We start from the raw sequence: 10,185 nt of genomic DNA on the forward strand, positions 1-10,185 counted from the left end.
CCGCCGGGGAGCCGGCCGCGGTGGCGGCCTCGGTGGGGACGGCGGACGGGCCGCAGGGCCCCCAGCCGGTGACGGCCGCCGGCCCCGCCGCTCCCGACCGCCCCGCCACCAGGCCCCTCGTAACCGGCAGCGGTCTGGAGACCGGGCTGCGCGCCGAGGCCCGCACCCTCGGCCTCAGCCCCGGCGACACCGACCGGGTGGTGGCGACCCTGGAGGCCGCCCCGCAGGGCGAGAAGGCCGCCGAGACCATCGCGTCCGGCCGCTTCGACCAGCGGCCCGGCTACGGCGCCACCGTCTCGATGCTCGCCCATCCCGGCACCGCCCCGGCCGCCCTGCACCATCTGGACCTCGCCGCCCGGATGTCCGACCACGGCGTCGACGACCTCTCCTTCGGCGGCGGCGCGGGTGCCGACGGCAGCGGGACGCGGGCCGACACCGGCCTGGTCGCCCACGGACAGGACGGACAGAGCTACTCCTACCGCTACCGGGAGCTGGGCGATCCCGCCCAGCTCGTCCGCACCGCGCAGAAGGAGCTGCTGCAGACCGTCGACGGCGGCACCGACCACCAGGTGCTGTGGCTGCGCACCTCCGGCTCGGTGGAGGGCCTCCAGGCCGACGGGACCGTACGGCAGCTCACCGAGCTCTACAGCCGCCAGCGCGCCCAGTTCGTGGTGGAGACCGACACCGGCCGCCTGGGCATCCCCGCCGGCGGCCGCTTCTTCCCCTGGTCGGAGGAGATCCGTTGATCACCACCAGCCCCGTCGCCCGGTGGACCTGGAACAGCACCGCGGTCACCGGCGACGAGACCGCCGACTGCGTCGGCGCGGCGCTGTCCGTGCTCTACGTCCTGGGCGCCAACCGGCTCTCCGGCCCGGTCCGGCGGATCTCGGTGGAGGTGGGCCGCTACGGCGCGCCCCGCAGTCCGCTGCACAGCGGCGTCTTCGAGCTGCACGGCAACGCGCTGGAGGAGAACGCCCGCCGCATCGTGGAGGAGGTCCACGCGGCCACCCCCCGCGGACCGGTCGGCACCGTGGTCACCAGGATGGACTGCCCCGGCCGCTGGTACGACGCGGACGGCACCGAGCACCGCGAGGCCCGGCTGTTCGGCTGCGGCGTCCTGGCCACGGACACCTTCGTCGCCGTCGACCTGGTCACCTACGGCGACTGCTGGCTGCCGCACGACCTGACGGGCCGTCCGCAGCCGGAGGTCCACACGGCCAACGCCCCACGGCTGGCCGCGGCCCTGGACGGCCTGGCCGCGCTGCTGCACGACCGCACCGAGCCGGACGCCCCCACCCGCTACGGCGTGCCCACCCCCACCGGGGTGGGCAATCTGCTGGGACCCGACGGCACACCCGACGACGTCTGGTCCCGCTATGCGGGTGCCGCCTCGGCCGCCTACTGCTGATAGGGGTTCTGCTGGTACGGGCCGGGCTGCCCACCGCCCGGTCCGTACCCCTGCGGCGGCGGCCCGTACTGGGGCGACCCGTACGGGGGCGGCTGAGGGGCGCCGTACTGGGGAGGCTGAGGCGCCCCGTACTGCGGGGGCTGGGGCGCGCCGTACTGCGGGGGCCCGTATTGCTGCGGTTGGCCCGGCGCGGGGTACGGCGGCTGCACGGGCGGGAGTCCGCCGCCGGGCCCTCCCGGGCCGCCTCCGCGACGGCGCCGTGCCACCACCACGACCACCAGCAGCACCACCAGCACGGCAACACCGGCACCGACGAGCGCGCCCACCGGCACTCCGCCGCCGTCCGCGGCGGCCCCGGGCGCCTGTGCGGAGTCCCCGCCGCTGCCGGGCACCGCCGAGGCGGTGCTGCCGCCCGCCGCGGCGGCGGACTGCTGCGGCGAGGGGTCCGCCTGGGACTCGGCACGGCCCAGCAGCGGATTGGCCGCGGGCCCGGCCGGGATGTCGTCCGTCAGCGCCCGCCGGGGGCTGACGATGCCGTACCCGTAGCGGTCGTTGGGCGCCTTGCTGCCGTCGGGCGGCGCCACCGCCGACCTGATCAGCCGGTTGATCACCTGCCCCGCCGACAGGGAGGGGTACTTGGCGCGTACGAGAGCGGCGACGGCCGAGACATAGGCGGTGGCCTCGGAGGTGCCGTCGCCGATCCGGTACTTGTCCGGACCGTCCTTGCCGGCCGCGACGATGCGGACCCCGGGTGCGGTGATGGTCACCTCGGGCCCGTGGTTGGAGCCGGACCAGACGCTGCCGTCCTCCTGCACGGCCCCCACCGCCACCACACCGGGGAACGCCGCGGGGTAGGCGACCCGGGCGTAGCCGCCGTTGCCGGTGCCGGCCACCAGGACGACATCGTGGTCGACCGCGTAGCGGACGGCCGCCCGCAGCTCCGTGTCCCGTCCGCTGGCGCCCCCCAGGGACATGTTGACGACCTTGGCGCCGTGGTCCACGGCGTAGCGGATGGCGTCGGCCAGCCGGGTCTCACCCTGCCTCAGGTCCCCGACCAGCGAGGTGGTGACCCTCACCGGCAGGATCCTGGCCGCGGGGGCGAGCCCCATGACCCCGTCGCCGTGTCCCGGGCCGTGCCCGTGGCCTGCGATCAGGCTGGCCATCTCGGTGCCGTGCCCCAGCTCGTCGACCCTGCCGTCACCCGACGCACCCGACGCCCCCGAGAGGTCGGTGCCCGGCAGGATCTGTCCCACCAGGTCCTGATGGGTCGCCGACACCCCGCTGTCGATCAGCCCGACGACGACACCCTGCCCCTTGCTGACCGGCCACACCGAGCGGGGCGCGTCGTACTTCGTCAGCGCCCACTGGTCGTTGCGGGTCTGGTCGGCGGCGGCGCCGGCGGCCCCCGGTCCCAGTACGAGGCCGACTGCGACGACGGCAGCCGTACAGCGCCCCAGCGTCCTGGTCCTCAACTTCCGGCCACCTCACTCGGTCGTCCCCGCTGGACACGGCAGTTCGTCATTCCACCACGTCCGGGTTGGTGCGGGCGCCGTCGGCCCAGGTCTCCTCGTCCTCGACGAGATAGTCGGGCCGGTCACCGGCGCGTTCCTTGTCCCGCTTGCGGCCGCGGGTCCCCGGGGCCCCGAAGGCCTGTCCGGAACCGCCGGGCACTCCCCCGCGCGAGCGGCTGCCGATACCCGTGCCGCCCTCGGTGAAGGCGCCGCGCCGACCGCCCAGCGCGCTCTCGCCCACCGTGCCGCCCGAGCGCCGGGAGAGCCCCGGGGAACCGCCCGCGGCGGACTCCGTGCTCACCTGCGATCCGCCCCTGGCGCCGAGCCCGCCGGTGCCGGTGCGTCCCAGGCTCTCGCCCGTCACGGACTCGCCGCCCGCGCCGCCGCCGGCGGCCGTACGGGCGCGGCCCGCGGTGCGTCCCGCCTGTCCGCCGGCACCGCCCGCCACCGTCCCGCGTGCCGCTCCGGGCGTCAGACCCACGCCCCCGGTGGTGCGCATACCGCCGCCGAGACCGCCGCCCGCGGTGGGGGTCCCCCCGCCGATCCCATGGGCGCTGACGGCGCCGCCGCCCACCGCCGGGCCGGTGCTGGACACCCGGGTGCCGCCGGCGATTCCGGCGCCGTCGATCCCGGTTCCCGGACCCGTCCCCGGGGACGGTGGAGGAGGTGTCAGCACGGCTGCGGAGCCGCCGTGGATCGCGGCGTCCGTCACCGCCGGATGGTGCACCACCGCGGGCCCGGCCGACACGGCCTGGCCGGTGGTGCTCTGGCTCCTGGAGACCGCGTCCGAGGCGGTGGTGCCACCCGAGGCTCCGGCGATCCCTCCCAGCCCTGCGCCGATGATCAGGCCGCTGATCGCCCCGGCGCCCGTCGGGCCGTCAGGCGGCGGCGGGTACTCGTCGTCCTTGTCGCTGATGTCACCGGCGGGCGGCGGCTTGAGTACCTCCGCACCGTTGCGGTAGCGCTCGGCGAGGGTCCGCATGACGGCGACGGCCTGCTGCTTGCGGGCGGCGGCCTCGCTCTGCCGGGTGTCCGCGTCGTCGGAGCCCAGCAGGCCCGACACCCGGTCCCCGACCCAGTCGGTGCCGCTCTCCCAGGCCGAGGGCTCGTCGGGCATGGCCGCCTTGGCCTCGGCGATGGAGTCGGAGACGATCTCCAGGGTGACGGCGGCGTTGTTGGCGTACTCGGCGGTGTTGTTGACGCTGTTGGCCAGCTTGGTCATCCGGGTCTGGAAGGCGTCGCTGGCCTGGCCCTCCCAGTCGGCGGTGGCCTGGCCGGAGTACGACTGCAGAGCGGAGCGGATGCCCTTGAGGGTGTCGTAGGCGCGGCGCCAGGGGTCGGCGGCCTTCATCACGGCGCCGGAGTTCAGGGAGTCGACCATGGCCTTGAGCTGGGCATGGCTGTACTGGCTGAAGTCGGTCGTCGCGTCACCCATGGTTGTTCTCCCCGTTCCCCGTCACCACGTGTCGCTGTTCCCCGTCACCACGTGTCGCTCTGTTCCGCCTGTGCCCGGCTGCGCGGTGCGGAGGCGGCGACCGGCGTGGCGCCGGCACGCACGGCGGCGGCCGTTCCGTGCTCCCGCTCGGTGTAGTCGCGGGCGGTGGCGTCGGCGCGCATGGCGACGGCGGTTCCGTGCTCCTGCTCGGCGTAGTTGCGGGCAGTGGCGTCGGCGTTCCGCTGGGCGTCGTCCAGGGAGCGGTGGAGGATGTCGAGGACGTCACGCAGCGAGTCGCGCATCACGGCGTACCTCTGGTCGAGTTCCCGCGCCTCGGCGAAGGGGCCGAAGCTGCTCGCCGCCACTCCGCTCTCGGCGTGCGTCCGGTCGCCGTCGGCTCCCGACTCGAAGTCCGACAGCAGTCCGCGCACCCTCTTCGCGAAGTCCTGCAGATGCTCGATCTGGACCTTGTAGCCCGAACCAGCCACGGACTGCCTCCCCCTGGGCCTCCTCACGGACATGCTGCGCACTCATGTCTAACACAGCCGCCCCCGCTCCTTGAACATGGACGGGTCATTCCCCTGGCGGACGGCCGCGGCAAGGGCCCTGCGGCACAGGGAGTCCGCCTGCCGGGTGGTCTCGGGGAGACGGTGACGCGGGGTGAGGTTGAGGGTGTGGGCGCAGGCGTGGTCAAGGGAGACCCCGTGACCGGTGGAGACGAAGACGGGTTTGACGCCGTCACGGGTGCGCAGGGCCCGTCCGACGTCCTCGCCCCCGTCCAGGAGGGCGGTCCGGTCCCCGCGGTGGTGGCCCGGCGGCTGGTGGGTGAAGGTGAAGGGGGTCTTGGCGACGCCGAAGCAGGGGATGCCGGTGAGCAGCCCCAGATGGCTGGCGAGGCCGAGCCGGCGGGGGTGGGCGATGCCGTAGCCGTCGCAGACGATGAGGCCGGGCGCGGTGCGCAGACCGGCCAGGGCGTCCAGGACGGCGGGGAGTTCACGGAAGGCGAGCAGTCCGGGGACGTAGGGGAAGGCGATCCGGCTGACGGCGGTGGCCTGGTCGACGACCCGGAGGGTGGCGACGTCCAGCACCACGGCGGCCGCGGCGACCAGGTCGCGCCGGTCGTCATAGGCGACGTCGACGCCGGCGACGGTGCCACCGTCGGCGACGGACGGGCCCGGGCCCCGGCGGTCGACCAGGGGGCGCAGGCGCTGCTGTTCTGCCTCTGCCTCGGCCTCGGTACGGGGCCAGCAGGCCGGGCGGGTCGGCGGTGTGGTCACCGGCGGAGGGTACCGGGAAACGGTGCCGCCCACCCCGGGGATTCCGGGGCGGGCGGACGCGCTTCGAACGGGAACCGCCCGCCCCGGGGGTCTCGGGACGGGCGGAGTCGCTGGCGGCTGCGGTGCTTACCGCGCCGGGGTGACCAGGACGTAGGTTTCCAGCTTGTCGGGGCTCTCGGCAAGCACCGAGATGGTGGTGCCGGTGTCGGGCACCTTGACGCTGCTGTACGGGTTGTCGGCGTACCAGTAGGTGCCCTTGTGGTCGTTGAAGACCGGGACACCCGGCTGGGACGGGATGGTGGTGGCCACGTCGGCCTTGTGGAGCGTCAGCTTGTCCGTGCGCTCCAGGCCGAAGGCCGAGTCGTAGCCCTGGAAGCGCGGGCGGGTCAGGGTGCCGTCGGCCCAGTGCTGGGTCTTGGCGTGGGCGTCGACCGGCAGGACCAGGCCCTGGCCGGGGTGGACGCTGACGTTGTTGTCGGTCTGGGAGGTGTCCCAGTACCAGATGACCAGGCCGTTCTGGTACGGGAAGTGCTCCACCCAGTCGGGCTTGGAGGCGAAGCCGAAGTTGTACGGGCCGGTCTTCAGCGTGGTGTCGTACGAGATGTACTGCCGGTTCTCCGCCACGTAGTACTGGGCGTAGTCGTTGGTGACCGAGCCGGTGATGCGCTGGAAGCCGGTCGCGGTCCAGCCGTTGTCGCCGTTCTCGGCGCCGTCGGTGAACAGCTGGCTGCCGTCGGCGGTCACCGCGATGTCGTCGAGGGCGAGGCCGCGGTAGTGCAGGCCGCCGTCGGTGACGTAGTGGAAGCGGATCTTGACGGCCTGGCCGGCGTAGGCGTCGAGCGGGTAGGCGAGGTCGCCCCACTGGGCGACGTTGCCGGTGAGTCCGGCCTTGCCGCTCTCGTTGCGCGGGATGGCCTGGCCGTTGAAGGTGCCGTCCAGGACGGTCCAGTTGGCGCCGCCGTCCGTGGAGACCTCGGCGTAGCCGTAGTCGTAGTCCTGCTCGATGTCGTACCAGCCCTTGGCGGTGAGGGTCGCCGAGGACTTGCCGGTGAGGTCGACGTCGCGGGTGAGCGAGACGTTGAGGTCGTCGGCGCTGCCGCTCCACCACTCGCTGGAGCCGTCGGCCGGGGTGTTGACCTCGGTGGTGACGGACTTCTTGGGCAGTTCGACCAGCAGGCCCTGGGCCTGCTTGGAGTTGTACTCGACCGGGCCGAGGCGGTGCAGGCTGGTCTTGCCTGCCTTGGCGGTGTCGTACTTCAGCCAGCCGAGCTGGAGCTTGCTCCAGACGTCGAGGTCGTTGGGCTTGTCACCGATGGCGTTCTTGCCCTCGCCGAGCCAGGAGCCGGACGACATCAGCGACCAGAAGCCGATCGAGTTGTCCTGCGGGCCGACGGTGTCGTACAGGTCGGGCAGGCCCAGGTCGTGGCCGTACTCGTGGGCGAAGACACCCAGGCCGCCGTTCTCCGGCTGCATGGTGTAGTCGCCGACCCAGATGCCGGTGTCCCCGGCCTCGGTGCCGCCGAGCTTGTTGTTGTCGGGGCCGCTGGTGCCCTGTCCGGTGGCGTAGGCGTAGGAGCGGTGCGCCCACAGGGCGTTGGTGCCCTGGGCGCCGCCGCCGGCCGACTCGTCCTCACCGGCGTGCACGATCTGGAAGTGGTCGATGTAGCCGTCGGGCTCGTTGAAGTTGCCGTCGCCGTCGTAGTCGTAGCGGTCCCACTGGTCGTAGCCGGCCAGCTCGGCCCTGACGTCGGCGGCGGAGCGGCCCTTGGCCTCCTGGTCGGCGACCCAGGTGTTGACGCCGTCCTTGATCAGCTGCTGGGCGTTGGAGCAGATGTTGGCGCCGCAGTAGTCGCTGCCGTAGCGGGCCTCGTTCCAGGGAACCTTGACCCAGTCGGTGACCTCGCCGTCGACCGAGTAGCGGCCGGAGGACTCCTTCTCGTAGTAGGTCTTGAGGGAGTCCCCGGTCTTGCTGAAGTACATGTCCTGGTAGTGCTGCTGGTTGTAGTCGGCCAGCCAGTCCGTGGAGTTGTCCTTGGTGCGGTCGGGCGCGGCTATCTGGTTGTGCGCCGGGCCCGGGTCGCCGCCGTACTTGACGACGGGGGGCTTGGGGCCCGTGCCGTCCGGGTCGTACATGGTGGTGTTGTCCACCTGGTCGCCGAACTCCACCAGGATGGTGAAGATCTTGTCCGTGCGCTCACGGGCGAGCTCGACGTACTTGTCCCGGCCCAGCTTCACGCTCTCGCTGCCGCCGTGCTTCTCGACCTTGGCGGTGCCGGCGAGCACCTGGTCGAGCGCCGCCTTGCGCTCCGCCTCCTGCTTGACGCCGAGCGGGCCTGGAAGGTCGTGGTCGACCTTCTGGATCCGGGCGTCCGCCGGGTCGTGGCTCACCGGTGCGGCGCCCTGGGCCGCGGCGGCCGCGCCGGGCAGCGCCGCGGTGGCCAGCGCGGCTATGAGCGCGGTGGCTGCCGCGCCTGCGACGGCTCTCTTGGTCGTCTTCAACGTGGTGACGTCCTCCCCTTACCGCCTGGTGCATCCGGATCAGCGGTGGCCGACCGGTGAACCAGTGAGTACCAAGTGGAGGACATTTGATCGGAGGAGTACGACAAAAGAAAGACATTGACCCGCACATGACGTTGCCTTTAAACTCCGCATTCGTCTGCGCGCGCTGACGTGCCATCACCTCCCGTCGTGGGGGGCGTGAGCATCGCCACATCCGCCCGCCGGTGATATGAGCCCGTGCGCCCCCCGTGCTCCACCGTCGCCGGTTAGGCTGGACTCACCTGCACATGCACCGGGTACATCCACAGCGACACTGCATCGTGCACGCGTCGACCCAGGCCGACCCCGCCCGGACCTCCCCGATGCGAAGGACGGAACCCCCATGCCCCGCCCGACCCTCGCCCAGACCTGCTGGGGAACCCTCGCGGTGGTGTCCGCCACCGTGGTGCTGCTCGCGGTGTCCGGCGCCGACAGCCTGCTGAGCATCACCGTGCTGGTGGTCTTCTCGGTCGCCCTCGGCACCCTCGCCACCGCCCTCTCCATGACCGGTCAGGCCCTGCGTGGCAGCCGCTCCGCCGAGACGCGGGTGGTGCGCACCGGGGGCCCCGGGCGGGCGGCGCGACTGCCGCAGCGGCCCGCTCCGGCGACGGTCGAGGCGGAGTACGCACAGCAGTCGACCGGCGCAAGCTGACCACCCATCAGGTCCGGGTGGAGACCACCACACTGCGCACCGTCTTGTCGTGGACGCACTGCCGGTAGGGGCTGTCGAACAGGCACCAGCCGCCGTCGATCACCACCCAGAGACCGCAGCACAGCACCGACGGCAACGTGTAGACGGCGGCCCGCCCCCAGGCCTCCCCCGGCGTGGGCACCGCTCCGTCCGCCAGCCTCGCCACCCTGACCCGGACGGCCTTCTTCCCCACCGTCTGGCCGTCGTGCGACAGCATCAGGCTCTCGTAGACCCAGTAGACGATCCCGATGACCAGGGACATGGTCGCCTCACCGCTGCGGGTGTCCCAGTTCACGAACCAGCCCACCACCAGGCTGCAGACCGCGGCGACCAGCACCCCGTCGATGATCCGGGCCACCAGCCTGCGGCCCCGGCCACCCAGCGGGGGCATCCCGACCGGCATCTCCGGTGCCTGCCCGTACGGGGGTCCGGGCTGGGGAGCCCCGGCGTAGGGGGTGCCGGCGCCGTAGCCCGGAGGTGGCGGCGCCGGCTCTCCGTACGGGCTGCCGCCGGGGGTGCCACCGGCCGACGGCGACGGCTTCTCGAAGGAGGGCGGACCGCCGCCCTCCTGTCCCGGGCCCGGTCCGGGCGGCTCATGGGTGCTCATGAACCGAGTAGAACACCGCAGGATCATCCATAACCGGACAGATGCCTGCTTTAGCCCCCATTCGGGGGGCGGGCCGTCATGGCCGCGGCTGATCCACCGCCAGGAAGGTGCCGGCGGCCTTGTCGTGCCAGCACTGCCGCAGCGGCCGGTCGAAGAGGCACCAGAGGACGTCCAGCGCCCCGCCCAGCAGCAGCGCGCCCAGCAGCTGCCGCGCCAGCCAGCGGCGGACCGAACCGCCAAGCCCCGGAGGCTGCTGCGACTCCGTGTCCAGCACCCGCACCCGGGCGATGCGCTTGCCCAGGGTGCGGCCCCACCGGGCGGTGGGCAGCGCCTCGTAGACGAAGCCGATCAGCAGCAGGGCCAGCAGGAGCAGCCCGGCCCGGCCCAGCACCACCGGGTCGATCAGCCACACCCGAACCGCCCGGCCGGACGCCCTCGCCGCATCGATCTTGGTCTGCAGATGGTCGACGGTGGACGCCGCGAGAGGCACCCCCGCGGCGCCCGCCAGCGCGGCGACCGCCAGGGTGTCGATCAGCTGGGCGGCCAGCCGTCTGCCGTATCCGGCGGGCCGGGCCTCACGCGTCCGTTCGGCGGCCCGGGACGCCGACGGCCGGGTGGGTGCCTTGGCCGCGCCGGCGGTGGCCCCCGCGTCCGCCGCTGCGGACGGGGAGGCGGGCCCGGGGACCGGAAGAGGGGTGCGATGGGCGGTGCCGGGGAG

The 10,185-nt window shown here is 73.2% G+C and carries 10 protein-coding genes; 3 read left to right on the forward strand and 7 right to left on the reverse strand.

Going from position 1 to position 10,185, the window contains the following annotated elements; genetic code table 11:
- Together AOK09_RS27620 and AOK09_RS27625 are read left to right on the forward strand one after the other, a co-directional pair.
- On the forward strand, positions 1-746 hold a 746-nt coding region (locus AOK09_RS27620; protein ID WP_217698497.1), incomplete at its 5' end, for a hypothetical protein.
- On the forward strand, positions 743-1,408 hold the full coding sequence (locus AOK09_RS27625; protein WP_055589965.1) for a hypothetical protein: 666 nt from the start codon (positions 743-745) through the stop codon (positions 1,406-1,408). The genes AOK09_RS27620 and AOK09_RS27625, both read left to right, overlap by 4 nt.
- On the opposite strand, the gene AOK09_RS27630 is transcribed toward AOK09_RS27625, so the two are convergent.
- The 5 genes from AOK09_RS27630 to AOK09_RS27650 form a co-directional block, all read right to left on the reverse strand.
- Entirely contained in the window at positions 1,399-2,880 is a 1,482-nt protein-coding gene (locus AOK09_RS27630; RefSeq protein ID WP_055589966.1) for a S8 family serine peptidase, read from the reverse strand. The two genes, AOK09_RS27625 and AOK09_RS27630, sit on opposite strands and share 10 nt — an antisense overlap.
- 46 nt (positions 2,881-2,926) lie before the next feature.
- Positions 2,927-4,354 carry a WXG100 family type VII secretion target gene (locus tag AOK09_RS43275; RefSeq protein ID WP_055589967.1) on the reverse strand — a complete coding sequence of 476 codons (1,428 nt, stop codon included), beginning with the start codon at positions 4,352-4,354 and terminating at the stop codon, positions 2,927-2,929.
- 44 nt (positions 4,355-4,398) lie between these two features.
- Complete coding sequence (locus AOK09_RS27640; protein WP_055589968.1) at positions 4,399-4,842, reverse strand: hypothetical protein; 444 nt, start codon at positions 4,840-4,842, stop codon at positions 4,399-4,401.
- 48 nt (positions 4,843-4,890) lie between these two features.
- A complete protein-coding gene (locus tag AOK09_RS27645; protein WP_055589972.1) occupies positions 4,891-5,631 on the reverse strand; it encodes an endonuclease V in 741 nt (246 codons plus the stop codon).
- A gap of 126 nt (positions 5,632-5,757) precedes the next feature.
- Positions 5,758-8,130: an immune inhibitor A domain-containing protein gene (locus AOK09_RS27650; protein WP_055589969.1), complete on the reverse strand. Its 2,373-nt coding sequence runs from the start codon at positions 8,128-8,130 to the stop codon at positions 5,758-5,760.
- A 382-nt stretch (positions 8,131-8,512) separates the two neighbouring features.
- On the opposite strand from AOK09_RS27650, the gene AOK09_RS27655 reads away from it, so the two are divergent.
- Positions 8,513-8,821, forward strand: a complete 309-nt coding sequence (locus tag AOK09_RS27655) for a hypothetical protein (RefSeq protein ID WP_055589970.1) — start codon at positions 8,513-8,515, stop codon at positions 8,819-8,821.
- A 7-nt stretch (positions 8,822-8,828) separates the two neighbouring features.
- Here the strand turns inward: AOK09_RS27655 and AOK09_RS27660 are convergent, their stop codons facing one another.
- A complete protein-coding gene (locus tag AOK09_RS27660; RefSeq protein WP_055589971.1) occupies positions 8,829-9,467 on the reverse strand; it encodes an RDD family protein in 639 nt (212 codons plus the stop codon).
- A 76-nt stretch (positions 9,468-9,543) separates the two neighbouring features.
- Positions 9,544-10,185 (reverse strand): RDD family protein (locus tag AOK09_RS27665; RefSeq protein WP_169797072.1); only part of this gene is annotated, 642 nt, incomplete at its 5' end.

The sequence above is a fragment of the Peterkaempfera griseoplana genome (genome assembly GCF_001418575.1).
In the GTDB taxonomy this organism is placed as follows: domain Bacteria; phylum Actinomycetota; class Actinomycetes; order Streptomycetales; family Streptomycetaceae; genus Peterkaempfera; species Peterkaempfera griseoplana.